The sequence below is a fragment of the Streptomyces populi genome, from assembly GCF_002911015.1.
Lineage (GTDB): Bacteria > Actinomycetota > Actinomycetes > Streptomycetales > Streptomycetaceae > Streptomyces > Streptomyces populi.
In genome coordinates, this window is record NZ_KZ626858.1 from 57,818 (window position 1) to 82,248 (window position 24,431).

Genomic DNA, 24,431 nt, shown 5'->3' on the forward strand with positions numbered 1-24,431 from the left:
CCCCTCGGACCCGCGGGTCACGATCCCGCCCCCTCGCCCGTGTGTTCCTCGTAGCTGCGGTACTCGACGCCGAGGCGCTCGAGGGTGTCGCGCAGTCCGTAGCGGTCCAGGCCCAGCTCGCCGCCGAGGAAGGCGGCGCGGGTCCTGGCTTCCTTCGCCTCGCGGGCCGCGGACGCCTCGACCGTGGCGCGGGCTCGTTCGCGGGGGACGATCACTACGCCGTCGTCGTCGGCGAGGACCACGTCACCGGGGCGGATCACCTGGCCGTCGATGGCGATCGGCACGTTGACCGAGCCGCCCGTGGCCTTGACGGTGCCCTGCGAGGAGACCGCCCGCGCCCAGCCGGCGAAGCCCATGTCGCGCAGCTCCTGGGTGTCCCGGATGCCCGCGCCCGTGATCACGCCCCGCACTCCGCGCTGCTGGAGCGCGGTGGCGAACAGCTCGCCGAACATGCCGTCGGTGGACGGCGAGGTGGTGGTCACGACCAGCACGTCGCCCTCGCCGCACTGCTCGACCGCGGCGTGGATCATGAGGTTGTCGCCGGGCCAACTCAGCACGGTCACGGCGGTGCCGGCGACCCGTACGCCCTGCTGGACGGGACGGATGTCCGGGCCGAGCAGACCGGTGCGGCCCATCGCCTCGCTGACGGTGGCCACGCCGAAGGCGGCCAGCGCGTCGACGTCCTCGATGTCCGCCTTCGGCGGGCCGGTGACGATCACGCCGCTCATGCCAGCTCCTTCGCGATCTGCGGGTAGGGACGCATGAACGCCTCGGCCATGGTCCTGTGGGCCAGGCCCAGGTTGGGGCCGGCGTTGCGCTTGAGCTGGACACCGCGGCGCACGGCGAGGTCGGTGTAGTAGTCCCACAGGTGCTGCTGGGCGCCGAGGCATTCCATCGCCGCGCGCTTGGTCTCCCACACCTCGGTGATGTCGAGGAGGACCTCGGGCCTGAAGCCGCTCATCTCGGGCTGGTGGGGCTCGAAGTAGAAGACGGGCGGGGCACCGATGATCTCGCCCTCGCCGGGGTAGCCGATGGCCTGGGCGAGGACCCGGGCCTCCAGCGCCATGCGGTTGGCGGCGGGGTGGTCGCCGTTGTACGGGTCCTCGGTGGGGTGGGTGAGCACGACGTCCGGCTGGGTCTCGCGGTAGACCGTCACCAGCTGGTCGGTGAGCTCGGCGGTGGCGGTCAGCGGGTAGTCGCCCGCGTCGAAGAAGCGGACCGCGGCGCCGAGCGCGGCGGCGGCCCTCTCGGCCTCCTCGCGGCGTATCGCCTTGATCTCGTCGAGCTTCTTGCCCTCGCGCCAGGCCTTCGCGGACTCGCCGCGCTCGCCGAAGGTCAGACACGCGATGGTGACCTTCTCACCCCGGGAGGCGGCCAGGGCGATGGCTCCCCCCGCCCGCCACACGAAGTCTCCGGCGTGCGCGGTGACGACCAGTGTCGATCGTGATGGACGTCCCCCGGGCCCGGACGGGGCCGAGGGATCGGGGGCGGCGGGCGCGTAGCCGTGCGTCATTGCAGCAATCTCCTTGGTGGACAGGTGAGCGCCCGCCTCGGCCGTCCGTCGCCCCGCGCGCCGTCGCGCGGGGCGTCAGTCGCGCAGCGCTTCGATCACACTGCCGAGGTGAGCGCGGACGGCCGCTTCGGCCGCCTGCGGGTCCCTGGCCCCGATCGCCTCGATCATGGCCAGGTGTTCACTCAGGGACTGCTGCGCACGACCGGGACGCAGAGCCAACTGGAAGCGATGGCGCACCAGTTGGGCATTGAGTCGTTCGAGGAGTTCCACGGCCGTCCGCTGGCCGGAGAACTCCCTGATCCGGGCGTGCACTTCGTGGTTGAGCTCGGAGTAGGTGACCGGTTCGCCGTCGGCGACCGCCTTGACCATGGCGGCGCCCAGCTCGGCCAGCTCGGCGAGCTGGTCGTCGGTCGCCAGGACGGCCGCCTTGGCGGCGCAGAGCCCTTCGAGCGCCATGCGGCACTCGGTGATGGCGACCGCTTCCTCCACGGTCACCACCCGGACGCGCGATCCGCGGTTGCGGATCCGTTCGACCAGTCCCTCCGATTCCAGCTCGATCAGCGCCGCCCGTGCGCTGGCCCGGGTGACACCGAACTGCTCGGCGAGTTCGTTCTCCACCAGCCGTTGGGCCGGTGCCATCTCTCCGCGCAGAATCGCCTGCCGCAGCTGCACCAACGCGTGCTGCTTGGCCTGCTCGCCGGTGCCTGGACGGGCTTCCTTCTGCATTGCGCCCTCCCTGAGTGAGTGCCTGTCGAACGTAAATCTAGACCAACAAGATTGTCAACAATTTTGTTCGGCATGTTGCCGACCGTGCTCCGCCGGAACCCGCGGGTCCGCCGCCGCGCAGGCCGGGGGCGGTGACGGGTGTCCTCCTCGCCGTTCGGGTGACCGCCGCGCGGTGCACGGACGGCGGAGCGGCCCGGTGCCGCGGCGGGCGTCTGACGCCTGCCGCGGCACCGGGCCGCTCGTGTGTACGCCGGTGTCCGGGAGCTACACCTGGACCTCGGGCACCGTGACACCGAACCGGGCGGCACTCTCGGTCAGTTCGCGCCACACCTTGGCCGCCACCGGCACCCCCTCCCCCGCGCGCAGCACCCCGAGCGAGGCGCTGCGCTCTCCCGGGTAGAACACGCCCCGCGCCCCGTCCGCCGGGGGGAGCGCCTTGAGGGCGGCGAGCGTGGCGTCGACGGCCTCGGTGAAGGCGTCGGCGTCCCCGAAGGCCGCCGGGTCGATGGCGACGATCAGGGCGTTCTGGCGGTGCTCGCGGCCCCCGGGGTCGTCGGAGTGGAAGGCGGCGAGGATGGGCGCGCCGACGAGCACGCCGGTCAGCAGCTCGAAGGCGAGCGACATGCCGGACCCCTTGGCGCCGCCCAGCGGCAGCGGCATGACGGCCTTCTCCGGGTCGGTGGTCGGGGTGCCGTCCGCGGTGGCGGCGGCGCCTTCGGGCAGCGGGGTGCCGTTCGCCCTGGCCTGCCGGATCCGGCCCAGGGCGATGGTGGCGGTGGCCATGTCGAGGAGCAGCGGGGCATGGCTCCGCGCCGGCACGGCGACGGCGAGCGGGCTGGTCGCCACCGCCACGCCCTTGACCCCGGCGTAGCCCATGTTGGGCATGCCGGCGACGAACGCGATGCCGATCAGGCCCTGTCGGGCGATCTTCGACACGTAGTAGCCGATGGCGCCGGTGTGCACGGTGCGGCGCACCCCGACGGCCGCGACCCCGCTCGCCCTGGCCCGGGTGACGGCTTCCTCGGCCGCCGCGGTGAGGGCCACCGGTCCCGGCGCGCGGTCGGCGTCGAGGACGGCGACGGCCGCCGCGCCCGACTCGACGGTGATCTCGGGGCGGGCGTTGGCCACCCCCTTGGCGAGCAGTTCCAGGTAGGCGGGGACGCGCGCGGTGCCGTGGGAGTCGATGCCGCGCAGCGCGGCCCAGACGAACACCTCCGCGGTGGTGCGGGCGTGTTCGGGGCCGAGGCCGCCCTTCTCCAGGAGCGCGGCGGCGAGGCCGCGGAGCTCCTCGGCGGGGACGAGTACCTTGCCCGGCCGGGACGCCGGTGTGTCGGTCATGGTGGCGGTGCCTCCTGGATCAGCGGGTGACGAGGACGTCGACGACGGCGGTGGTGCCCTCCGCCACGGCCTTGAGCGCGCGCTCCAGGGCGGGGGCGAGCGCGTCCGGCGCGTCGACGGTCTCGGTGTGCATGCCGAACGGCTCGGCGAAGGCGGCGAGCCGGGGCAGCCGGCGCAGATCGGTGCCCAGCCACTCGCCGGTCTCGGCCGCGGCGCCCTCGGGATAGAACCTGCGGTGGTTGAGGTTCATCGACTTGTAGACACGGTTGTTGAAGACCACGATCAGCAGTGGCAGACCGTAGGCGTTCGCGGCGTCGTACGACGGGACGATCGGGTTGTACGTGAAGGCGCCGTCGCCGATCGTGAGCACCACGGGCCGCTCGCGGGCGGCGAGTTTGACGCCGAGGGCGACCGCGATGCCCTGGCCGAGTCCGCCCTGGACGTAGAAGTACGAGTCGGGGGCGGCCGTCCGCACATGGCGTCTGACGACGCGGCTGTGCGTGATGGTCTCGTCGACGACGATCGCGTCCCGGCCGTCCAGGAGCCCGCGCAGGGTGGCGGCGACGTGCACGGGGTCGATGCCCTCCGAGCGCGCGGCCTTCGCCTCGGCGGCCGCGATCGAGGCCTGTTCGTCGGCGTGCCGCCGCTCGTGCTCCGCGCGGCGCGCGGTGACGGCTGCCGTGGCCTCGGCGTCCGGAGGCCGTGTGTGCGCTCGCTCGGCCAGCTGGCGCAGGGTGTTGGTGACGTTTCCTTCCAGATAGCGGTCGGCGAAGAGGACCTGGTAGGCGATGTGCGGGCGTTGCGGCACCTCGTCGACGACCACGATCCGGGCCTTGGAGGGGCGGCGCGAGGGCGGGTAGAAAGGGGCGCGGCAGTTGACGAGGAGGATGAGGTCGGCCTCGTCCATCCAGGGGCCGATGTCCGAGCCCGCGTGCAGGGGGTGGGTGCGCGGGAAGTTGCCGCACACCGCGGAGTCGGGTTCGACGACCGGGATGTTCCAGGCCTCCGCGAAGGCGACCAGCGCCTCGAAGCCGCCCGCCTCACGGCCCGCCGTCTCGGTGACGATCACCGGGTTGGCCGCCTCGCGGATCAACTCGGCCACGGCGTCGGCCTCTTCGGGGGAACTGTGCGTGGACCCCGGCGGGACGACCGGCTTGGCCTCTCGGCCGTCCCACTCCTCCAGCAGGATCTCCAGCGGGATGTTGAGGTAGACCGGTCCGGCCGGCGCCCGCCGGGCCAGCTCCGCCGCCCGCGTGACCATGGCGGGCAGCGTGTGCACCCCCGCGGCCTCGTTGGACCACTTCGTGAACGGCCGGGCGATGCCGTGCGGCCCGCCGACGACGGACAGGTTGCGGTACCACTGACCACCGGGGTCGGGCCCGGGTCCGTCGCCGTAGGTGGTCGACTCCGAGGAGGCGACCACCATGGGGACACCCGCGAGCAGGGCGCCGTGGACGGCCATGGAGCCCTGGAGCAGGCCGGGGGCCGCGTGCAGCAGCACGGCCTGCGGGCGGCGGGCGAGGAGGCCGTAGCCGGTGGCCATGCCGACCGCGACCGTCTCGTGGGTGAGGTCCAGGTACCGCGGGGCCCTCTCGCCGTCGCGGTGACGGCGGGCCAGGGACTCCCAGACCGGGGCCCATTCCGACCCCGACGAGCAGAAGACGTAGTCGGCGCCCATGGAGTCGAAGGCCGAGACGAGCGCTTCGCCGCCGGCCCCCGGTGTGTTCTCGGTGTCCGTCATCTCCGGTGCCCTCAGCCCTCGATCGGCCAGTCGAGGACCTCGGAGATGCCCCGGCCGAGGATCCACTCCAGTTCCTCGGGCGTGAAGTCCCAGTGCTGGGTGAACTGTTCGATGGTGTCGGTGTAGGTGATGCCGTGGCCGAGCAGCCGGGTGATGTCGGTGCCGTAGAAGCACCGCCGGGGGCCCAGCTTGTCGACCATCTCGCGCACGTACTTCTCGATGTTCCTGTTCGGGAAGGGCTGCGTCGAATAGCCGGGGAGCGCCGAGACCTTGACGTAGATGTTCGGGTGGACGGCCAGGTCGGCGGTCTCCTGGACCCAGTAGCCGATCGCGTCGTCCACACAGCGGGCCATGATGCCCATGTGGTCGATGATGATCTTCAGGCCGGGGTGCTTGGCGGCGATCTCGCCGAGCTCGCGCTTCCAGATCGGCGCGTGGACCATGGTGGGGACGCCGAGTTCCTCGGCGACCGGCCAGTACCAGTCGTTGGTGCCGTCGATCATCCAGTTGCGGTCCTGCGGACGGTGGAAGGTGAGCCGGGTGCCCTTGATGTACGGGTTCCGGGCGAAGTCCTTGAGCAGCGCGGTGCCTTCGACCGCGTCGTCCTGGGGGACGCGGGCCATGATGCCGAAGCGGTCCGGGTGCGCCTCGCAGGCCTCGAGGGCGTAGTCGATGCGGTTGCCCTCCCAGGACGGGGGCAGGATCAGCGCCCGGTTGACGCCCGCCTCGTCCATCAGCTCGAGGGCCTCCTCGTAGGAGAAGGGCTCCTCGCGGTGTCCATTGAGGCGGATGCGCTCCCGGGCGCCGGGGACCCAGGGGCGGTCCGGGGTCTCTTCCTTCCAGATGTGGATCTGGGTGTCGACAACGAACATGTCATCTGCCGTTTCTCTGCGGAGGGGAGGGGGTGCCGGGGTGGTGCGGATGGAACGCTAGGTCGGCGGGAGGTCTTTGCCGAGCGCTGGGAGCGCAAGCAGTTCTTGCGCGGAAGTGCCCTGCGCACGGGGCATGTTCAGGTTGCGCGGGCGTCGTCGAGAACGGTGTCGGCGATGTGTTCCGCGATCGCCATCGAGGAGGTCGCGGCGGGCGAGGGCGCGTTGCGCACGGCGGTGACGCCACCGGCCCGGTGGATCACGAAGTCGTCCACCAGCGAGCCGTCCCGGCCGAGCGCCTGGGCGCGGACGCCGGCTCCGCCGCGCACCACGTCGGCGGCGTGGAGGGCGGGTACGTACGCGCGTGCGGCCTTCATGTAGGCATCCACCGACAGGGAGCCGCGCACCTCCTTGACGCCGGTGCGCCAGTGTTCCCTGGCGAGCCGCCACATGCCGGGGAAGCCCGCGAGGCGGGCCAGTTCGCGGACGTCGACGTCGAAGCGGCGGTAGCCCTCGCGGGCCAGGGCGAGGACGGCGTTGGGGCCGACCTCGACCTCGCCGTTCACGCGGCGGGTGAAGTGCACGCCGAGGAAGGGGTAACGCGGGTCGGGCACGGGGTAGATGAGGCCGCGGACCATGTGCGCCCTGCTCGGTGCGACGGTCATGTACTCGCCGCGGAAGGGGACGATGCGCGGCTCGTCCCCGTCGTCGGCGAGCCGGGCGACGCTGTCGCTCTGGAGCCCCGCGCAGAGCACGAGCCGGTCGGCCCGCAGGGTCTCGTCGCCGGAGCCGACCTCGACGCCGCCGCCGGTGAGGCGGGTGACGCGGGTGACCGGGAAGCCGAGCCGCACCTCGCCGCCCGAGTCCACGACGTCCCGGGCGAACGACCGGGCGATCGCGGTGTAGTCGGTGATGGCGGTGCGCGGGGAGTGCAGGGCCGCCCGGCCCACCGCGTACGGCTCGATCTCGTGGATCCCGCCCGCGCCGACCCGGCGCAGGCCCGGCACCCCGTTCTCCAGGGACTTGGCGTACAGGGCCTGAAGACGCGGCACCTCGTCGTCCGTGACGGCCACGACGAGCTTGCCGCACTCGTCGTAGGGCAGGTGGCGGTCCCGGCAGTACTCACGGAGCATCGCCATGCCCCTGGTGCACAGGCGGGCCTTGAGGCTGCCGGGCCTGTAGTAGATGCCGGCGTGCACCACGCCCGAGTTGTGGCCGGTCTGGTGGGCGGCGACCTCGTGCTCCTTGTCCAGGACCACGACGCGCGTTCCGGGCCGGCGCAGGGCGATCTCCCGGGCCGTGGCGAGCCCCACGATTCCGGCGCCGACGACGGCGATCGTCTCGTCAGCCATCCCGTCTCCTCCTCTCGTCGCCCACAGCCGCGTCAGGCACCGAAGTGGACGGCGACGGTCTTGACCCGGGTGTAGAAGCGCAGCCCTTCCTCGCCCTGCTCCTTGAACGGCGATCCGGAGTCGCGGAAGCCGCCGAAGGGGTGGTGCACGTCCCAGCCGGAGGTGGTGGTGTTCACCGCGATCTGGCCGCACTCGGCCTGGTCCGCGAACCGGTGGGCGGCGCCCAGGTCCTGGGTGAACACGGCGGCGGCGAGGCCGAAGACCGAGTCGTTGACCGCCTCGACCGCCTCGTCGAAGGAGTCCACCGCGCGCAGCGCGACGACCGGTCCGAACACCTCCTCGCGCCAGATGTCGAGGTCCGGGGCCACGTCGCCGAGCACGGTCGGGTCGACGTAACAGCCGTGGCTCAGCGCCTCGTCCGCGGGCCGGCCGCCGCCGGCGAGGACCGTCGCGCCCTGCTCGACGGCGCGCTCGATGTCGGCGAGGACGCCGTCCCGCTGCCGGGCGCCGGCCAGCGGCCCCATCGTGGTGCCGGCGGCGAGCCCCGGCCCGACGCGCAGCGCGGCGGTCTCGACGAGCAGCAGCGCGGTGAACTCCTCGTACACGGGCCGCTCGACGATCACCCTGCTGGTGGCCGTGCACCGCTGGCCCGCCTGGGCGAAACCGGCGGCCGCCACCGCCCTGGCGGCGGCGGGCAGGTCGGCGTCGGCGAGGACCACGGTGGCGTTCTTGCCGCCGAGTTCGCCCTGGAAGCGGACGTTGGTGTGGGCGAGCGCGGCCCGCAGGCCCTCACCGACCTCGTTGCTGCCGGTGAAGGTGACGGCGGCGAGGCGCGGATCGCGCAGCAGCGCCTCGGAGATCTCCGCGCCGCGTCCGGTGACCACGTTCAGGACTCCGGCGGGCAGGCCCGCGTCGTGCAGGGCGCGGGCGAGGTGCAGGGCGGCCCCCGGGGTGTCGGTGGCCGGCTTGAGGACCGCCGCGTCGCCCGCCGCGAGGCAGGGGGCGAGTTTGCGGGCCGGGGTGATCAGCGGGTCGTTCCAGGGGGTGATCGCGAGGACGACTCCGAGCGGCTCGCGCTGGTGGTGCGTGCGGGTGTCCGGGCGTACGTCGTGGACCAGCGTGCCGTAGCCCTGGCGGGCGAGGCCCGCGTAGTACTCCAGGAAGTCGGCGGCCTTGAGGGTCTCGCCGGTCGCCTCGGCCCGGGTCTTGCCCATCTCCGTGCCGATGTCCTCGGCGATCCGTGCCACGCGCTCGCGCAGCAGCCGGGCCGCGTCCGTCATGATCCGGGCGCGCTCGAAGGGGCTGGTGCGCCTCCAGACCGCGAAGCCGCGTTCGGCGTGGTCGTAGGCGGCGGCGACGTCCGCGGCGCTCAGCGCGGGGACGCGGGCCACGGGGGCGCGCAGATCGGCGGGATCGTGGACGTCGATCCACGCGCCGGTCGTCACCCACTCCCCGCCGAGGAGGGTCTCCAGGGTTCGCATCAAGATCACTTCTCTCGTCCGCCGCGGTGCGGACCGCGGTCAACGGGTGGGCCGGCTCCGGGAGCCGAGGGGTGGGTCGGCCCGGGAGCCGACGGGTGGGCCGGCTCCGGGAGCCGACGGGCGGGACGCCCGGGAGCCGACAGGTGGGCCGGTTCCGGGGCCGCACCGACCACATACGAGCGGGGCCCCCTCCGGCCAGCCCCGCGGCGGCACACATTGCTTGCGCGCCGTACGGGTCGCTCATCAGGGGATTCGTGCTGGAATCGGCGGGTCCGACGACCCGGCCCCCAACGGAGGAAACACATGGCTTTCGCCGTCGTCGCCCACTACCGCTGCGCGCCCGCCGACGCGGACACCGTGCGTGCCGCGCTGCTGAGGATGCGCGAGCTCACTCCCACCGAGCCGGCGAACCTCGCCTACGAGGTGCACGCCGAGGTGGACCGGCCGGGCTCGTTCGTGCTCTACGAGCGGTACACGGACCGCGCGGGCTTCGAGGCGCACCGGACGGCGGACCACTTCACCGAATTCATCGTGGGCCGGGTCCTGCCGCTGCTGACGGAACGCACGGTGACGTTCGCCGAGGTGCTCTGAGCCGTCGGCCCGGAGCCCCCGCGGCTCCGGGCCGACGCCGGACACGGAGTCAGAACTCGTTGCCCCAGCAGTACCGGGCGAGCGTCTCCACCAGGACCAGTTTGCGGCGCTGGTCCTCGGCGCCGACGAGCGGTCGCGCCGCGATGTCGGCGAAGCCCCGGGACGGCGAGAGCGCCATGTCCTCGATGTCCTTGATCTCGGCGGCGGCGTCGATGCGGGCCAGCACCGTGTCGATCTCCTCCAGCTCGGGGGTGGTCGCGTCGACGACCCCGAGACAGACGTCCCGGTCCTCCGGCAGCGCTCTGAGCAGGTCGAGTTCGGCCGCCGTCCCCTGGTCGTACGGGAGGATCCAGCGGTCGGCGGGGATCTCGCCGTACAGCCGCCCGGCCCCGGCCCTGTCCACCTCGTCCGGCGCCCGCCGGCCGGGGCAGACGCCGATCCGTACGCCCTCGGGGCGCTCGTCCAGGCGTACCGCCAGTGCCTCCACGGCGAGCGCGTCCTCGAAGGACAGCGCGCCGGGAGCGGTCGGCTCGGCCGCCAAGTGGCCCAGCAGCAAAGGGTTGTCGAGCTGGATCAGCCGGACGCCGCGGGAGACGAGGAGTCCGATCTCCGCGCGGATGATCTCCGCCAGGGCTTCGCCGAGTTCACGGGCCGAGGCGGGGCCGCCGGAGCCCGCGAGAGCGGGGTCGAAGGTGGTGGCGGCGAGGTAGGCCGGTGAGGGCAGGGACACCTTGGGCGCGATCACCGTCAGCTCGGCGAGCCGGGCCGCCCGGCCGGCCACCAGGGGGCCCTCGGCCTCGGGCAGGGACTCGGCCACCCAGCGGACGAGACCGTCGGGCCCGGTCTCCCCCGTACGGCGGAAACCGGAGACGCCGCCGAGGACGGCACCGCGGAAGTCCTCGTACGGGAAGCCGCCGTCCGTGACGACGGTGGAGCGCACCTTGCGCTGGAGAGCGACTGCCTCCTCGACCGCGGCGTCCAGCGCCGCGGGATCACCGCCCGGGTCCGTCAGGCCGGCCGGACGGACCAGGCTGCCGTGGTGGTCGATGCGGTAGTTGAACGTGTCCGCCATGGCTCAGGCGCCCTTCTCGGTCTGCTCGGTGTTCCGTGTCGTCCCGGCGCTCTCGGTGTTCCGTGTCTCCTCCCGGCCGCCCGTCGCCCCGCCCGCGACACCCCAGGCGGCGAACTCCAGTTCGTAGCCGAGGGATTCGAGGACCTCGTCGGCCACCTGCTGGTCCTCCTCCGCGGTACCGCCGGCGATGCCGAGTCCGCCGATGATCTCGCCGTCCCTCTTGATGGTGACGCTGCCCTCCGTGGCCATGATGGGCTGGGCGGCGCCGGGCAGTTGGGAGAGCTGGGCGAAGAACACCGGCTGGCTCTCCTGCCATTTCCTCAGCATCTTCCCGGGGCGCTGCATCACGGCCGCGGTGTACGCCTTGGCGCGGGCGATGTCCGGGGTGAGGGGGCGGGCGCCGTCGCAGCGGCGGACGCTGACGACGAAGCCGCCCGCGTCCACCACGGCGACGCTGACCGCCTTGCCGAGCGCCCGGGCCCGCTCCAGGGCGGCGGTGACGATCTCCTCGGCGGCGTCGAGGGTGAGGCTGCTCATGCGGCTTCCTTGTGTCCGAGGGTGCGGCGCAGGTGTGCGACGGCCCGGTTGTAGGGGCCGGGCGTCTCCCAGTACATGGAGTGCGGGGCCCCGGGGACGATCTCCAGGCGGGAGCCCGGGAGCAGTTCGTGGGCGCGGGTCACGGTCCTCACGCTGAGCACCGCGTCCTTCTCGCCGAGGAGGAAGGCGATCTCGACACCGGATTCCTCGATGTCCCGCAGCGAGGGCCCGTCGGTGTCGAGGTTGCGCAGGTCGGCCATCCTGGCGACGTTGAAGGTGCCCATCTGCTGGAACAGGAACGTGCGGTCGGCGTGCTCCCGCTGGAAGCGCCGGGTGAGCAGGCGGTCGACGACCGGGAGCTTGACGGCCTCGGCGCGGTCGGCGGCGGCCAGTTCGCGCAGTTCGGGGTGGTCGATGCCGCCGAGGGAGTGACCGAGGACGACGGCTCCGACCCGGTCGGGGCGCAGCAGGCCGGCACGCAGGGCGGCCACCGAGCCGATGGACTGGCCCACCAGCATCACGTCGGTGAGGTCCTCGGCGTCCAGGACGGCGAGGACGTCACCGGGGAAGTCCTGGCCGTCGAACTCCGGCATGGCGGAGTCGGACTTGCCGAAGCCGCGCAGGTCCAGGGTGACGACGGTGAACTCCTCGCGCAGTGCGGCCACTTGCTGCCACCAGGCGGCGTGGTTGCCGCCGCTGCCGTGCACGAGGAGGATCGCCGGACCGCTGCCGTGGCGCTCGTAGTAGACGGAGGTGCCGTCGGAGTCGGCGAAGGGCATGGAAGGGAACTCCTGGAGGTACGGGGGAAAGGGACTCGGGGCCGCGCGCGCTCAGTCGGGGCGCCTGCCGTGGAAGACCAGCTCGATCATGGTGTGGTCGGGGTCGTGGATGTAGCAGAACTTGGACTGGTTCTCGGGGCGTTCGACCGGGCGGGTGTGCCGGATGCCCAGGTCCTTCAGATGGGCGAGGAACTCGTCCCAGTCGTCGACCTCGACGGCGAAGTGGTAGGGCGCCATGCGCTCCATCTCCTCGACCGGGGTGAAGTGGAGGTCGAAGTTGCCGCGGGTCATCAGGACGACCCGGGTGTTGGACCTGGGCATGATGCGCTTCATCCCGAAGACCTTCGTGTACCACTCGGCGGTCCGGTCGGGGTCGGTGGTGGGGAAGTTGACGTGGTGGATGTAGCGCGGAGCCTTGCTCATGCGGAATTCCCTTCTGGACGTACGGGGTTGGAGAGCACGCCGATGCCGCTGATCTCGATGTCGACGGTGTCCCCGGGCTCGATCCGGCAGGTCGACTCGGCGCCCATCCACAGCACGTCGCCGGGACGGACGGTGATGTGCCGGGTGATCTCGACGAGGTAGTCGTAGGGGTCGAAGACCATGTCGCCGGTCGGGAAGGCCGCCCGGACCTCGCCGTTGACCCGGAGCGTGGTCGTCTGCGCGAGCGCGTCGACATCGGTCTCGATCCAGGGGCCCATCGGTTTGAAGGTGTCGCTGTTCTTGCTGCGCCAGAACGTGCGGTCCCGGTGCTGCCAGTCGCGGGCGCTGACGTCGTTGCCGATCGTCCAGCCGAAGACCGAGGCGCGGGCCTGTTCGTACGTGGCGTTTCGCAGGGTGCGGCCGATGACGGCGACGAGTTCGGGCTCGGCCTCGAACCGGCCCGTCACCGCCGCCGGTTTGACGATGGGCGAACCGTGTCCGGTCAGCGCGCTGTTGGCCCGGTAACCGACCTCGGGGCGCACGGGGACCTCGGCCCCGCAGTGCGCGATGTGCCGGGGGTAGTTGAGGCCGACGGCGTAGAACACGGGCGGGACGACGGCCGGCAGCCAGACGGCCTCGGCCCTGGGGACGGTGCCGATGACGGTGAGACCGGGGTCGTCCGGTGTCCGCCGGTCCACGGCCTCCAGCGGGGACCCGGACAGCAGCTCGACGTCCTCCTCCCCCACGCGGCCCCACACCGCCCGGCCGCCGGCCGACACGCGGGCGTATCTCATGACGGTCAGCCCGCCAGGAGGTGGGAGACGCGCTTGGTGATCAGGTAGGCGTCCAGTGCCTCGGGCCCGCCCTCCCTGCCGTAGCCGCTCTCCTTGACGCCGCCCGAGGGCGCCTCGCTGACCGAGCCGCCGCAGTGGTTGACCGAGAGGATGCCCGCCTCCAGCTCGCGCACCAGGTGTTCGGCGGTGGCCGCGGACTCGGTGAAGGCGTACGCGGCGAGGCCGTAGGGCAGTTCGTTCGCGGTGCGCAGCGCGTCGTCGAGGCCGCTGAACGCGGTGACGGGCGCGAGCGGTCCGAAGGGCTCCTCGCGCATCAGGTCCGCGTCCGGTGGCACGTCGGTCAGGACGGTCGGCGCGAAGAAGTAACCCGCGCGGTCGAGACGTTCGCCACCGGTGCGGAGCGTGGCGCCACGGCGCACGGCGTCGGCGGTCAGCCGCTCCATCGCGCGGAGCCTGCGTTCGTTGGCGAGGGGGCCCATGGTGGTGCCCTCGGCCAGGCCGTCGCCGACGACGACCGCCTCGGCCGCCTTCACGAACTCGGCGGTGAAGTCGTCGACGAGGCTCTCGTGGACGAGGAACCGGCTGGGCGAGGTGCAGACCTGGCCGGCGTTGGCGAACTTGGCCAGGGCGGCGCGGCGGGCGGCGCGGGCGGGGTCGGCGTCCGCGCACACGATCACGGGGGCGTGTCCGCCCAGCTCCATCAGGGACGGCTTCATGACCTCGCCCGCGGCGGCGGCGAGCAGCTTGCCGACGGGGACCGAGCCGGTGAAGGCGACGAGGCGGACGACCGGCGAGGCGATCAGGTGGGCCGACACCTCGGCCGGTTCGCCGAAGACGAGGTTGAGGACACCGGCCGGCAGCCCGGCGTCCACGAAGCAGCCGACCAGGGCGGCGGCCGTGGCCGGGGTCTCCTCGGAGGCCTTGATCACGATGGAGCAGCCCGCGGCGAGGGCCGAGGAGATCTTGCGCATGGGTCCGCCGGCCGGGAAGTTCCAGGGGACGAACGCGGCGACGGGACCGATCGGCTCGCGGCGCACGGACAGCAGGGTGCCCGGGGCGGAGGGGACGATGCGGCCGTAGGCGCGGCGGGCGTCGTCGGCGTGCCAGCGCAGGGTGTCCGCGACCCGCCGGGCCTCGCCGGTGGCCTCGGCGAGGGGTTTTCCCTGTTCGAGGGTCATGATCCGGCCGACCTCGGCGGCCCGCTCGGTGAGCAGGTCGGCGGCGGTGTGCAGGATCGCGGTGCGCCGGGCGACGGGTGTGTCGCGCCAGGTCCGAAATCCCTGGTCGGCGGCGTCGAGGGCGCGGTCCAGGTCGGCGGTGGTGGCGAGGGGGACCTCTCCGATCACCTCTTCGGTGGCCGGGTTGACGATCGGGGCGGTACGGCCGGTGCCGCCCGGGCACCATCGGCCCGCTATGTGCAGGCGGACGGCGGGGTAGCCGTGGTCGGTGGTCATGGGTGGGAGCCCTCTCAGGCCGGCGGACGTGACGGTGGGAGCCCGCGGCGAAACGGCCGGGGCGATGGGACCGGGGCGACGGGACCGGGGGCGCGGCGCGGGTCAGGAGGCGGGGGCGTCCTGCCGGTCGCGGTTGGTGCGCAGGGCCCAGATGTGGTGGGGCGGGGTGGTGGTGTGGACGCGGGTCTCGTAGGAGTCGTCGACCCGGTCCATGTCGGCCGCGTACTCGACGCGTCCGCCGCAGGGGGCGTGCACGAAGCGGAAGACGTTGGAGCCGACCGTGTGGCGGCCGAGCCTGCGGGCCTCGCGCCAGCCCCGGTCGATCATGTGGTTGCCGCCTTCGACGACGTCGTCGAAGCCGGGGACCTCGTAGGCGACGTGGTTGACGCCGGCCTTGTCGGGGCGGTGGCAGAGGAGCATGGTGTGCTGGTCGTCGTCGCCCGGGGCCCGCATGAAGACGCCCATGGGCTCGACGACGTCGGTGGGCCGGAAACCGAGGCGGTCCACGTAGAACGCGACGGCCTCCTCGCGGCCCTCCTCGGGGATGTTGAGCGCCACGTGGCACATGCGCAGCGGGTGTACGCGGGTGATCGGCTCCAGCGCGGTGTTCCAGCGGGTGACGCTGCCGAGCGCGTTGGCGGGCCGGGGCGTGACGTCGGCGGGGCGGGGCCGGGCGAGGGTCAGGGCGGCCCCGAAGCCCGTCTCGTCCACGGTGTGGAACACGCCCGCGACGTCCTGCCGGACCGGGCGGTCACGGCCGGCCGCGGCGACCAGGCGCTCCAGCTCCCGGGGGGTGTCGACGCCCCAGACCACCTCCCGCAGGGTGGGCCCGTCCTCCACGGGCGGCGGGAGCGGTGCGCCCGGCGCGGTGTCGAGGTGGAGGGTCTGGCCGGTACGGGTCTCGAACACGGCGTGCTCGTCGGTCCGTGCCAGGAGAAAGAGCCCGAAGTCGTCGAAGAACCGGACGCATTCGCCGAGGTCGTCGATGCCGTAGGTGACCGATTCTATTCTCTGGATTCCCATGGGCTCCTCGTTTCGCGGGTCGCCTGGCGAGCGTAGGTTCAGGGCGGCAGCGGGCTCAACGGTCCGGACTCGGCGGAATGCGCAATCGTTTCTTGCGGACGGGGAATGCCGTGCGGGAGGCTACTGGGAACGGATCGTCGGAATGGGATTCCGGGAGAACCACGCGGTGAGGAAATCCAGGAACACGCTGACCTTGCGCGGCGTGCCCTGCCCGGGGCCGTAGATCGCGTACAAGGGGCGGTCGGGTACCGCGAGTCCGGGCAACAGGACCTGGAGGGCGCCGGAGACGAGGTCGTCGTACGCCGGCCGCTGGGGCAGCAGGGCGATGCCGCGCCCGTGCACGGCGGCCTTCTGCAGGGCGATGTAGGAGTTCGACGAGAAGGCGACGTTGCGGATCTTGTGCAGGGTGGAGGCGTGACCGTGGCCGATGCGCCAGACCGGGTCGTTGACGTGCACGAGGCACTCGTGGGCGGCGATCTCGTTCGGCTCGGTGAGGGGGCCGCCGCGTTCGAGGTACTCCCCGGACGCGCACAGCACGAACGGCAGTGAGGCGATCTTCTTGAGGCGGACGCTGGAGTCCCTGAGGTCCCGGGTGTGGAAGGCCACGTCGAACCCGCTGTCCAGGAAGTCGTAGGTCCGGTCGGACATCCCTCCCAGCTCGAAGCGGACCTGGATCTTCGGGTGGGAGGCGGAGAAGGCCGCTATCGCGTCGCCGAGGTCCAGGCTCCCGATCCATTTGGGGCAGATGATGCTGAGCGTTCCCTCGGCGCGGTCGTGCAGTTGGGCTATCCCCGCGTCCTCGGCCTCGATCTCCTCCAGGATGCGCGCGGCGAAGTCGGCGTAGCGCTGCCCGGGTTCGGTGAGGCTGACGGAACGGGCCGTGCGGTTGACCAGCCGGACGCCCACCTGTCGCTCCAGTTCGGCGACGTGGCGTGACACCAGGGAGCCGGAGGAGCCCAGCTTCTTGGCGGCGCCGTTGAAGCTGCCGACCTGCGCGACGGTGACGAAGCTGTGCATGAGGAGCAAGCGGTCCATGGTTTCCTCCGGGGGCCCACGAGTGCCAGGGGCGGGCCCCGGCGGCGGTGCCGGTCGTTCGGGTGTGCGGGCGGTGCTTCCGTCCTCGGGGCGGGCCTCATGACGGTGCGGACCCGGGTCACGCCGGTCCGGAACGCCCCCGAGGCGGCTCCGTGAGGACGTCCCGGGAACGGCGGACGGATGTGGTTCGGGGCGCGCCGGGAAAGGCCCGGCTCGCCGTGCGGGCGCTATGACGTGGGGCAGTACTGCGGGGCCTTGGCCAGGTTGTCCTCGGTGACCAAGAGAAGAGGAATGTTGGCAATCTTGTCAACCTTTTCTGTGCCCAGCAGGCTGATGGTGTTCTTCACCGCCGTCCGGCCGATGACCATCGCCGAGTTGGCGACGGTGGCGGAGAACCGGCCGTCCTTCACGGCGGCCAGGCCCTCGTCCGTGCCGTTGACGGTCACGATCCTGACGTCCTTCGCGCCGGCCGCGTCGAACGCCTTGCGGACGGCGAAACCCATCTCCTCGTTGGCGACGAAGGCGTAGTCCAGGTCGGGGTGGGCCTGGATCATGTTCTCGGCGACCTCCTGCGCCTTGACCGGGTTGAACATGCCCGGCTGGTTCGCGACGACCTTCGCGGTGTCGGGCAGTTCGTTGGTGAACCCGCCCACGAGCAGGTCGGAGGCCGCCCCGGGCGCACCCGCGACCACACCGACCTTCACGTTCTTGTTCCCGGCGTCCCTGGCGACCCAGTCGGCGTCCAGGGAACCCACCTTCTGGAGATCGACGACCGTCGCGCCCAGGATGTCGTTCGCGTTGTCGGACGCGACCGAGGTCAGGTAGATCGGGACGCCGGCGGCCTTGGCCTTGGCTATGTCCCCGTCGAGCGAGTCGACGTTGACCGTCTGCACGATCAGGGCGCTGACCTTGCGGGAGATCATGTCCTCGATGTTGGACAGTTCGGTTCCCGCGTTCTGGTGGGAGTTGGCCGTGTAGACCTTGGCCCCCTCCGACTTCGCCGTCTGCTCGACGGCCTTCTGCAGACACGCGTGGAACGCGGTGTCCGCGCCGTTCACGAATCCGATGGTGACGGCTCCGGAACTCGCCCCGGCCGTACCGGTGTCGTCGTTCTCGGCACAGCCGCTCAGCACCAGGGTGGTACCGGCGGCCGCGGCGAGCAGGGCACGGCGGGAACGGGCGGAAAATCTCATCGTGGTACGCCTTTCATGACGGGACGAGGGCAGGGGGGAGCGCAAGCGGAAAGCGGGAGGAAAGCGGGAGGGGAGGAAATCACCCGCGGAATACGGGGACGGAAATGCGGGGACGGGGATGCGTGGGGTGCGAATTCGCGCGGAACGGGCCGATGTCAGTTCCGTGCGGAACGGGCCCTGTGGAACTCGTTGGCCACGGCCGCGACGAGCAGGACCCCGCCCACGGAGACCGGCTGGTAATTGCTGGAGACCTGTAGGAGGTTGAGCGCGTTGGCCACCACGCCGAGGAGCACGACACCGAGCGCGGTACCGGTCACGGTGCCGCGGCCGCCGGCCAGCGAGGTGCCGCCGATGACCACCGCGGCCACGGCGGTGAGCTGGAGGGAGAGACCGCCCGTGCCGGGACTGCTGGAGCCGAGCCGGGACAGCAGCATCAGACCGGCCAGACCGGACAGGGCGCCGGTGAGTGCGTACAGCGTGAGTTTGCGCGCGGTGACGTCGATGCCGCTGAGCCGGGCCACGTGCTCGTTGCCGCCGATGGCGTAGGCGTCGCGGCCGAAGACGGTGAACCGCATGACCAGGGCCGTCGCGACGAGCACCAGGACGGCGAGGAGCAGCAGCCAGGGGATGCCGAGGAACGTGTCGTTGCCCAGCGAGAACATCCTGGTGCCGATGGAGACGCTCACGCTGTCGAGCACCAGCAGCGCGACGCCGTCGAGCAGGGTGGCCGTGGCCAGCGTGACGACGAACGGAGCGACGTTCGTGAACGTCACCACCAGCCCGTTGACCAGGCCGATCGCTGTGGCGAGCGCGATCGTGGCGACCACGGTGAGGACGGTGGAGTGGCCGTGCGACAGCAGTTGCGCCCCGAGCGCGGTCGTGACGGAGACATTGCTGCCCATGGAGAAGTCCATGCCGCCCGCGGTCATGAGCAGGGTCAGACCGGCGGCGATCACGGCGGTGACGCTCACCTGCCGCAGGATGTTGATCACGTTCGTGTCGGTGGCGAACGCGTCGGTCCGCAGCACGGTGGCCACCACCACGACGACCAGAACGGCCGTCAGGCCGGTGTGCGGGGCCCGGCGCAGGGCACCGAGCCGGTTCCCCGGCCGCCTACGGCCGTGCGGGTCGCCGACCCCCGGCGCATCGGCAAGTGTCTTGAAGCTCACTGGGGTTGACCTCCGAGTGCGGTGGCGACGAGTTCGTCGCGGGTGATGGCGGTGACGTCGTGCTCGGCGACCGGGCGGCCCGCGCTGACGACGATCACCCGGTCGGCCAGGCGCATGACCTCCTCGGCGGACGAGGAGGCGAGCAGCACGGCCACGCCGCGCGAGGCCAGGTCGTCGACCAGGTTGTGGATGTCGGCCATGGCGGCGATGTCCACGCCGTTCGTGGGGTCTTCGAGGAAGCAGGCGACCGGCTCGGTCCCCAGCCACTTCGCGAGGAGCACCTTCTGCTGGTTACCGCCGGACAGGGCGCTCACGGGCGGATTGCCGGCGAGCGAGACCACTCCGTAGCTGCGCCGCAACGGTCGTGCGCGGCGGGCGAGTTCGCCCCGGCGGTGCAGTCGCCTGCGGGTGAGACGGTCGCGGGCGAGCATCAGGTTCTCGTCCAGGGACATCCCCGGGACCAGTCCGAGCGCCCGTCGGTCGCCCGTGACGCAGCGCAGGCCGCCGGCGAGCGCGGCACCCACCCGGCCGAACGGCACCGGGACGCCGTCGACGAGGAGTTCACCGGTGTCGGGGCGGCGCCGTCCGGAGAGCAGGTCGAAGAGCCGGGACTGGGCGTCGCCCGCCGGTCCGAGCACCGCGACGATCTCGCCCTTGCGCACCTGGACGTCGAGGCCCCGGACGGCCCGGCCGTCGCCGAGGGCGTGGACCGCGAGGCCGATCTCGTCCTTGGGAGCGGGGCGTTCGGAGCGCCGCGAGACGACGTCCCGGCCCACCATGGCGCGGACCAGCGAGGCCGGGTCGAACTCGGCGGCCGGTGCGCTGCGCACCACGGCTCCGTCCCGGAGCACGGTGAGCCGGTCCGCGACGGCCATCACCTCGTCGATGTAGTGCGAGATGTAGACGACGGCGACGCCCTCGTCGCGCAGGGTGCGCACCAGTCGCCTGATCCGGTGGGCGGCTTCCGCGCTCAGACAGGCGGTCGGCTCGTCGAGGACCAGGATCCGGCCGCCGCGCCGTACCTCGCGCGCCACCTCGACCATGGTCTGCTCGGCGACGGTCAGCGAACCCGCGGTCCGCTCCACGTCGATGTCGATGCCGAGCCCCGAAAGAGCGCGCGTCGCCTCGGACTTGAGCGTCCTCCAGCGCACGGTGCCGTGCCGGGTGGGAAGGTCGCCCAGCATGACGTTCTCCGCGACGGTCAGGCCCATGGCCAGTTCGCGGCGCTGGGGGACCGAGGCGATGCCGAGCCGTCGGGCCCCGCGCACGGTCAGCCCGTGCCGGGTGCGTCCGTCGACCTCCACGGTGCCGGAGTCCGCCTGGTGCACTCCGGAGAGGATCTGCACCAGCGTCGACTTCCCGGCTCCGTTCATGCCCATCAGCGCGTGGACCTCGCCGGGGTACAGGTCGAGGTCGACGTCCGTGAGCGCGGCCGCGCCGCCGAAGCTCTTGGTGACACCGCGGACGCGCAGCACGGGGCCGCCCGCCTTCGCGGCGCCTTCGGCCGCCGCCGTCGTCGGGGTCCTCGGGGTCACGGCGGCGCCTCCTTGCGTGTCCTGGTCCCTGAGGGTGGTCACGGCCGCGGTCCGTCGCCCTGGCCGAGGCGCCCGTACCCGCGGATGTCGGGGAAGGGGGGCTCACGGTCGGCCTGGAGGTCCACCTGGAAGGCGTTCAGGCACATTCCGAGCATGGTGAAGTTGCCGAGCGCGCCGATCGTGTCCACCAGGCCCGTGGGTCCGAAGTGGCCGAGGGCCCGGGCGAAGGTCTCGTCGCGGACGAAGTGCTCCTCGAGGACCTCGCGGCAGAACTGGTAGAAGGCCTGGTCCGCTTCGTTCCCGAAGACCGCCTCGCGCTTCTCGGCGACGGCCGCGACGGCGGTCCCGGGAACACCCGCCTCGACCGCCCGGTCCACGTGCGCGTTCCAGGAGTACTGCGCGTCCCAGTTCCGGGCGGCCATCAACAGGGCGAGTTCGCGCAGGTGCTCGGGCAGACTGCAGTCGAACCGGGCGAAGGCGCCGAGGGATTCGGCGCGTTCGCACATGTCCGGGCTGTGCAGCCAGACCCGGAAGGGACCACGGACGGCGCCGCGCCGGCCGGCGATGCGGGCGGCCAGTTCCCGCTGGCGCGGTTCCATGTCCTCATCGGTCAGAACGGGGAGCCTCATGTGGCTGCCACCTGCCTTTTCTTTCCGGCGTGTTTCCGGCATGTACGGGGATGCCGTGCGATGCCAGCCGACGGTACAGCCGGGTGCGGGAAGCTCACCCTTCCCGGAACGCAAGGTAAAACTGCACGCCGGACGGCACCCGTTCGCGGGGACGCGACCTAACGTCGGTCGACGCAGCACCGTCGACGGGAGAGGAACCCTGGATGACCACGATCATCGAAGCCGCGTCCGTGCCCCTGCTGGACCGGGGCGGCGCCGTCGTGACGACGCCGCTCATCACCACGCGTTCGGCGGGCGGGGAGAACCGGATCACCAGCGGGATGAGCGTGTACCCGGTCGGCTCCGGGGCGCCTTTGCACTCGCACAACTGCGACGAGCACGTGACGGTCCTCGAGGGCGAGGCGGAGGTGGTCGTCGACGGCGAGGTGACGAAGCTGGGGCGGTTCGACACCACCTACGTCCCCTCCCCCGTCCCCCATCTCTTCAGGAACGTCGGCGACCGCCCGCTGCGCATCCTGTGGGTGTACTCCTCGGGCCATGTGACCCGCACCTTCACCGGGACGGGGAAGACGGTCGAACACCTCTCGGACGAGGACCTGATGGGCTGAGCGGCCGGTACGGCCCGGCCCCGGGAGACGAGGACGGCCCCGCCCGTGCGGGGCGGGGCCGTCGTCAGGAGCGGGACCGCACGGGGTCACCGGGCGGGTGCCCCCTGGGCGGGAGCCGGGGCGAGGCCGGCGGGCCGGGTGGTGAAGGTGCCCCGGCCCTGGGTCCGGCTGCGCAACCGGGTGGCGTAGCCGAAGAGTTCGGCCAGCGGCACGGTGGCGGTGACCACCGACGTGCCCACCCGGGTGAGCGAGCCCGAGACCCGGCCCCGCCGGGCCGCGAGGTCGCCGAGCACCCCGCCCACGGCGTCCTCGGGCACGGTGACGGTGACCTCGGCCACCGGCTCCAGCAGGATCACGGCACTGGCGCGCAGCGCCTCACGCAGCCCGAACCGGCCGGCCGCGCGGAACGCCGTCTCCGAGGAGTCCTTCACATGGGTCGCCCCGTCGGTGAGGGTGACCCGCAGCCCGGTCACCGGGTGACCGCCGAGGGGGCCCTCGGCCAGCGCGTCCCGGCAGCCCGCCTCCACGGCACGGACGTACTCCTGCGGCACCCGGCCGCCGACGACCGTCGAACGGAACTCGAAGCCCGTCACCGGTTCCCCGGCACCGCCGGGATCGGTTCCCAGCGGCTCCACGTCGAGGACGACATGGGCGAACTGCCCCGCGCCGCCGTCCTGTTTGACATGCCGGTACACCAGACCCGACACCCCCCGGGCCACCGTCTCCCGGTAGGACACCCTCGGCCGCCCGACGGCGACGTCGAGTCCGTGGGCGCGCCGGATCTTCTCCACCGCCACCTCCAGATGCAGTTCTCCCATGCCCGACAGCAGCGTCTGACCGGTCTCGGGGTCGGTGCGGACGACCAGCGAGGGATCCTCCTCGGCCAGCCGCGCCAGCGCCGACACCAGGCGGTCGGTCTCGGTGCTCCTGCGCGCCTCGACCGCCACGGACACCACCGGATCGGCGACGACCGGTGGTTCGAGGAGCAGCGGCGCCGCGGGGGCGCACAGGGTCGTGCCGGCCCGGGCGGCCTTCGGCCCGATCACGGCGACGATGTCGCCGGCCACGGCGCGCTCCAGCTCGGCGTGGCGGTCGGCCCGGACCCGCAGGATGCGCGCGACCCGCTCGGTGCGTCCCGTGCCCACGTCCATCACCGCCTGTCCCTTCTCCACCGTGCCCGCGTAGACACGCAGAAACGTCATCCGTCCGGTCGCGGTGGCGTTCACCTTGAACACCAGCCCCGCGAACGGCGCTTCGGGGTCCGCGGCCCGTTCCTGCTCCGCGCCGTCGTACGTGCCGCGGACGGCGGGCACGTCGAGCGGCGAGGGCAGGTAGGCCACCATGGCGTCCAGCAGCGGTTCGACACCGCGGTCGCGGTAGGCCGAGCCGCACAGCACCACCACGCCCTCACCGGTACGGGTCAGGTCGCGGAGCGCGGCCGAAAGGGTCCCCGCCGAGAGCGTGGAGCGGTCGCAGAACTCCTCCAGGGCCCCCGGGTGGAGTTCCGCCACCGCCTCCTCGAGGAGCCGGCGCCGCTGCCCTGCTTCCTCCAGCAGGTCCTGGGGCACCGGGATCTCCTCGGCCGCCTCCGCTCCCTCGGCCCACACCAGCGCGCGCATCCGCAGCAGATCGACCACGCCGGTGAAGGCGTCCTCCGTGCCGATCGGCAACTGGACGACGAGGGGCGCCGGATGCAGCCGTTCACGGATCGAGTCGACGGCGGCGTCCAGGTCGGCGCCCGCGCGGTCCATCTTGTTCACGAAGGCGATCCGCGGGACGCCGTGCCGGTCGGCCCGCCGCCACACCGACTCGCTCTGCGGCTCCACGCCCGCCACGGCGTCGAACACCGCGACGGCTCCGTCGAGGACGCGGAGCGAGCGCTCCACCTCGTCGGAGAAGTCGACGTGGCCGGGGGTGTCGAGCAGGTTGATCCGGTGGCCGTCCCAGGCGCAGGTGACGGCCGCGGCGAAGATGGTGATGCCGCGGTCGCGCTCCTGCGGGTCGAAGTCGGTGACGGTGGTGCCGTCGTGGACCTCGCCCCGTTTGTGGACGGTGCCGGTGAGATAGAGGATCCGCTCCGTCACCGTGGTCTTCCCGGCGTCCACATGGGCGAGGATGCCCAGGTTGCGGACGGTGGCGAGAGGGCTGGTGACAGAGCTGGTGAGGTGACGGTGCAGGTCGGTACGCACGGCCGTGGGCCTTTCGGACGATCCGGAAACGGGTCGGCGCGATTCCCGGACGACACGCCTGTGTTCAGGCGGTGGCGGACCTCGGGCGGGCAGGGCGCGGAGCGACCGGGCATGCGGTCGGCGCCGTACGGGCGGAGGTCAGAAGGTCGTCGCGGGCGTCCGGTTCCGGCCGCGCAGCCGGTACCGGGCCCACGAGGACACGAGGATCACCTCGTACTGTGACGGGGGGACGACGACAGCGGTGCGGTAACGCACGGCCCGGCTCCCCTCGTTCGTCACGGCACACACGGCACCGGAGCGGTGGTGTGTGATGGTGTGGCGAGTCTAGGGAACCGGGCGCGGGCCGCGCACCGGTTTTTCCGGGACCCGCCCGGCCCGGC

Annotated in this window: 24 protein-coding genes; 2 read left to right on the top strand and 22 right to left on the bottom strand. The window is 72.3% G+C overall.

From position 1 onward, the window contains the following. Positions 1-17: 17 nt before the first annotated feature. The 8 genes from CW362_RS12775 to CW362_RS12810 form a co-directional block, all read right to left on the bottom strand. A complete protein-coding gene (locus CW362_RS12775) occupies positions 18-728 on the bottom strand; it encodes a 4-carboxy-4-hydroxy-2-oxoadipate aldolase/oxaloacetate decarboxylase (protein WP_103549536.1) in 711 nt (236 codons plus the stop codon). After that, on the bottom strand, positions 725-1,513 hold the full coding sequence (locus CW362_RS12780) for a PIG-L deacetylase family protein (protein ID WP_240657766.1): 789 nt from the start codon (positions 1,511-1,513) through the stop codon (positions 725-727). Before CW362_RS12780 ends, CW362_RS12775 begins: the two co-directional genes overlap by 4 nt. Positions 1,514-1,588: 75 nt before the next feature. Further along, entirely contained in the window at positions 1,589-2,239 is a 651-nt protein-coding gene (locus CW362_RS12785; protein WP_103549537.1) for a GntR family transcriptional regulator, read from the bottom strand. Between the two features lie 264 nt (positions 2,240-2,503). After that, positions 2,504-3,577 (bottom strand): Ldh family oxidoreductase, encoded by a 1,074-nt coding sequence (locus tag CW362_RS12790; protein ID WP_103549538.1) that lies wholly within the window; start codon positions 3,575-3,577, stop codon positions 2,504-2,506. Positions 3,578-3,596: 19 nt separating this feature from the next. Then, positions 3,597-5,318, bottom strand: a complete 1,722-nt coding sequence (locus CW362_RS12795; protein ID WP_103549539.1) for a thiamine pyrophosphate-dependent enzyme — start codon at positions 5,316-5,318, stop codon at positions 3,597-3,599. Positions 5,319-5,329: 11 nt separating this feature from the next. Next, on the bottom strand, positions 5,330-6,190 hold the full coding sequence (locus CW362_RS12800) for an amidohydrolase family protein (RefSeq protein WP_103549540.1): 861 nt from the start codon (positions 6,188-6,190) through the stop codon (positions 5,330-5,332). Between the two features lie 137 nt (positions 6,191-6,327). Further along, positions 6,328-7,539, bottom strand: a complete 1,212-nt coding sequence (gene lhgO / locus CW362_RS12805; protein ID WP_103549541.1) for an L-2-hydroxyglutarate oxidase — start codon at positions 7,537-7,539, stop codon at positions 6,328-6,330. A 32-nt stretch (positions 7,540-7,571) separates the two neighbouring features. Further along, on the bottom strand, positions 7,572-9,020 hold the full coding sequence (locus tag CW362_RS12810; protein ID WP_206300942.1) for an aldehyde dehydrogenase family protein: 1,449 nt from the start codon (positions 9,018-9,020) through the stop codon (positions 7,572-7,574). 303 nt (positions 9,021-9,323) lie between these two features. On the opposite strand from CW362_RS12810, the gene CW362_RS12815 reads away from it, so the two are divergent. Then, positions 9,324-9,611 carry a putative quinol monooxygenase gene (locus tag CW362_RS12815; protein WP_103549543.1) on the top strand — a complete coding sequence of 96 codons (288 nt, stop codon included), beginning with the start codon at positions 9,324-9,326 and terminating at the stop codon, positions 9,609-9,611. 49 nt (positions 9,612-9,660) lie between these two features. On the opposite strand, the gene CW362_RS12820 is transcribed toward CW362_RS12815, so the two are convergent. From CW362_RS12820 to CW362_RS12875, 12 genes are all read right to left on the bottom strand, one after another. Beyond that, positions 9,661-10,683 (bottom strand): uroporphyrinogen decarboxylase/cobalamine-independent methonine synthase family protein, encoded by a 1,023-nt coding sequence (locus tag CW362_RS12820; protein ID WP_103549544.1) that lies wholly within the window; start codon positions 10,681-10,683, stop codon positions 9,661-9,663. A gap of 3 nt (positions 10,684-10,686) precedes the next feature. After that, the gene (locus tag CW362_RS12825) at positions 10,687-11,220 is read right to left on the bottom strand and encodes a GlcG/HbpS family heme-binding protein (RefSeq protein WP_103549545.1); all 534 of its coding nucleotides are present in this window, start codon (positions 11,218-11,220) and stop codon (positions 10,687-10,689) included. Then, positions 11,217-11,999, bottom strand: coding sequence for an alpha/beta fold hydrolase (locus CW362_RS12830; RefSeq protein ID WP_103549546.1), 783 nt, complete (start codon positions 11,997-11,999; stop codon positions 11,217-11,219). The genes CW362_RS12825 and CW362_RS12830 overlap by 4 nt, the downstream gene beginning before the upstream one ends. A 51-nt stretch (positions 12,000-12,050) precedes the next feature. After that, the gene (locus tag CW362_RS12835; RefSeq protein WP_103549547.1) at positions 12,051-12,422 is read right to left on the bottom strand and encodes a VOC family protein; all 372 of its coding nucleotides are present in this window, start codon (positions 12,420-12,422) and stop codon (positions 12,051-12,053) included. Beyond that, on the bottom strand, positions 12,419-13,216 hold the full coding sequence (locus tag CW362_RS12840) for a fumarylacetoacetate hydrolase family protein (RefSeq protein ID WP_103549548.1): 798 nt from the start codon (positions 13,214-13,216) through the stop codon (positions 12,419-12,421). Before CW362_RS12840 ends, CW362_RS12835 begins: the two co-directional genes overlap by 4 nt. Before the next feature lie 5 nt (positions 13,217-13,221). Continuing rightward, positions 13,222-14,670, bottom strand: a complete 1,449-nt coding sequence (locus CW362_RS12845; RefSeq protein WP_103549549.1) for an NAD-dependent succinate-semialdehyde dehydrogenase — start codon at positions 14,668-14,670, stop codon at positions 13,222-13,224. 102 nt (positions 14,671-14,772) lie between these two features. Beyond that, positions 14,773-15,693, bottom strand: coding sequence for a VOC family protein (locus CW362_RS12850; RefSeq protein WP_103549550.1), 921 nt, complete (start codon positions 15,691-15,693; stop codon positions 14,773-14,775). Between the two features lie 120 nt (positions 15,694-15,813). Continuing rightward, positions 15,814-16,728, bottom strand: coding sequence for a LysR family transcriptional regulator (locus CW362_RS12855; protein ID WP_103549551.1), 915 nt, complete (start codon positions 16,726-16,728; stop codon positions 15,814-15,816). A gap of 227 nt (positions 16,729-16,955) precedes the next feature. After that, entirely contained in the window at positions 16,956-17,921 is a 966-nt protein-coding gene (locus tag CW362_RS12860) for a sugar ABC transporter substrate-binding protein (RefSeq protein ID WP_103549552.1), read from the bottom strand. A gap of 155 nt (positions 17,922-18,076) precedes the next feature. Beyond that, complete coding sequence (locus CW362_RS12865) at positions 18,077-19,090, bottom strand: ABC transporter permease (RefSeq protein ID WP_103549553.1); 1,014 nt, start codon at positions 19,088-19,090, stop codon at positions 18,077-18,079. After that, complete coding sequence (locus tag CW362_RS12870) at positions 19,087-20,625, bottom strand: sugar ABC transporter ATP-binding protein (protein ID WP_103549571.1); 1,539 nt, start codon at positions 20,623-20,625, stop codon at positions 19,087-19,089. Before CW362_RS12870 ends, CW362_RS12865 begins: the two co-directional genes overlap by 4 nt. A gap of 38 nt (positions 20,626-20,663) precedes the next feature. Then, entirely contained in the window at positions 20,664-21,254 is a 591-nt protein-coding gene (locus CW362_RS12875) for a carboxymuconolactone decarboxylase family protein (RefSeq protein WP_240657767.1), read from the bottom strand. Between the two features lie 203 nt (positions 21,255-21,457). Here CW362_RS12875 and CW362_RS12880 point away from each other — a divergent pair, with 203 nt between their 5' ends. After that, positions 21,458-21,862, top strand: a complete 405-nt coding sequence (locus tag CW362_RS12880; RefSeq protein WP_103549554.1) for a cupin domain-containing protein — start codon at positions 21,458-21,460, stop codon at positions 21,860-21,862. An 86-nt stretch (positions 21,863-21,948) separates the two neighbouring features. On the opposite strand, the gene fusA is transcribed toward CW362_RS12880, so the two are convergent. Together fusA and CW362_RS43260 are read right to left on the bottom strand one after the other, a co-directional pair. Then, the gene (fusA, locus tag CW362_RS12885) at positions 21,949-24,051 is read right to left on the bottom strand and encodes an elongation factor G (RefSeq protein ID WP_162684058.1); all 2,103 of its coding nucleotides are present in this window, start codon (positions 24,049-24,051) and stop codon (positions 21,949-21,951) included. A 138-nt stretch (positions 24,052-24,189) separates the two neighbouring features. Then, positions 24,190-24,330: a hypothetical protein gene (locus CW362_RS43260; protein ID WP_162684056.1), complete on the bottom strand. Its 141-nt coding sequence runs from the start codon at positions 24,328-24,330 to the stop codon at positions 24,190-24,192. Positions 24,331-24,431 lie beyond the last annotated feature (101 nt).

What these genes read in the sequence shown, in the direction of transcription:
- CW362_RS12775 (WP_103549536.1), bottom strand. Translation starts at nt 728, where the DNA reads ATGAGCGGCGTGATCGTCACCGGCCCGCCGAAGGCGGACATCGAGGAC.
- CW362_RS12780 (WP_240657766.1), bottom strand. Translation starts at nt 1,513, where the DNA reads ATGACGCACGGCTACGCGCCCGCCGCCCCCGATCCCTCGGCCCCGTCC.
- CW362_RS12785 (WP_103549537.1), bottom strand. Translation starts at nt 2,239, where the DNA reads ATGCAGAAGGAAGCCCGTCCAGGCACCGGCGAGCAGGCCAAGCAGCAC.
- CW362_RS12790 (WP_103549538.1), bottom strand. Translation starts at nt 3,577, where the DNA reads ATGACCGACACACCGGCGTCCCGGCCGGGCAAGGTACTCGTCCCCGCC.
- CW362_RS12795 (WP_103549539.1), bottom strand. Translation starts at nt 5,318, where the DNA reads ATGACGGACACCGAGAACACACCGGGGGCCGGCGGCGAAGCGCTCGTC.
- CW362_RS12800 (WP_103549540.1), bottom strand. Translation starts at nt 6,190, where the DNA reads ATGTTCGTTGTCGACACCCAGATCCACATCTGGAAGGAAGAGACCCCG.
- lhgO (WP_103549541.1), bottom strand. Translation starts at nt 7,539, where the DNA reads ATGGCTGACGAGACGATCGCCGTCGTCGGCGCCGGAATCGTGGGGCTC.
- CW362_RS12810 (WP_206300942.1), bottom strand. Translation starts at nt 9,020, where the DNA reads ATGCGAACCCTGGAGACCCTCCTCGGCGGGGAGTGGGTGACGACCGGC.
- CW362_RS12815 (WP_103549543.1), top strand. Translation starts at nt 9,324, where the DNA reads ATGGCTTTCGCCGTCGTCGCCCACTACCGCTGCGCGCCCGCCGACGCG.
- CW362_RS12820 (WP_103549544.1), bottom strand. Translation starts at nt 10,683, where the DNA reads ATGGCGGACACGTTCAACTACCGCATCGACCACCACGGCAGCCTGGTC.
- CW362_RS12825 (WP_103549545.1), bottom strand. Translation starts at nt 11,220, where the DNA reads ATGAGCAGCCTCACCCTCGACGCCGCCGAGGAGATCGTCACCGCCGCC.
- CW362_RS12830 (WP_103549546.1), bottom strand. Translation starts at nt 11,999, where the DNA reads ATGCCCTTCGCCGACTCCGACGGCACCTCCGTCTACTACGAGCGCCAC.
- CW362_RS12835 (WP_103549547.1), bottom strand. Translation starts at nt 12,422, where the DNA reads ATGAGCAAGGCTCCGCGCTACATCCACCACGTCAACTTCCCCACCACC.
- CW362_RS12840 (WP_103549548.1), bottom strand. Translation starts at nt 13,216, where the DNA reads ATGAGATACGCCCGCGTGTCGGCCGGCGGCCGGGCGGTGTGGGGCCGC.
- CW362_RS12845 (WP_103549549.1), bottom strand. Translation starts at nt 14,670, where the DNA reads ATGACCACCGACCACGGCTACCCCGCCGTCCGCCTGCACATAGCGGGC.
- CW362_RS12850 (WP_103549550.1), bottom strand. Translation starts at nt 15,693, where the DNA reads ATGGGAATCCAGAGAATAGAATCGGTCACCTACGGCATCGACGACCTC.
- CW362_RS12855 (WP_103549551.1), bottom strand. Translation starts at nt 16,728, where the DNA reads ATGGACCGCTTGCTCCTCATGCACAGCTTCGTCACCGTCGCGCAGGTC.
- CW362_RS12860 (WP_103549552.1), bottom strand. Translation starts at nt 17,921, where the DNA reads ATGAGATTTTCCGCCCGTTCCCGCCGTGCCCTGCTCGCCGCGGCCGCC.
- CW362_RS12875 (WP_240657767.1), bottom strand. Translation starts at nt 21,254, where the DNA reads ATGAGGCTCCCCGTTCTGACCGATGAGGACATGGAACCGCGCCAGCGG.
- CW362_RS12880 (WP_103549554.1), top strand. Translation starts at nt 21,458, where the DNA reads ATGACCACGATCATCGAAGCCGCGTCCGTGCCCCTGCTGGACCGGGGC.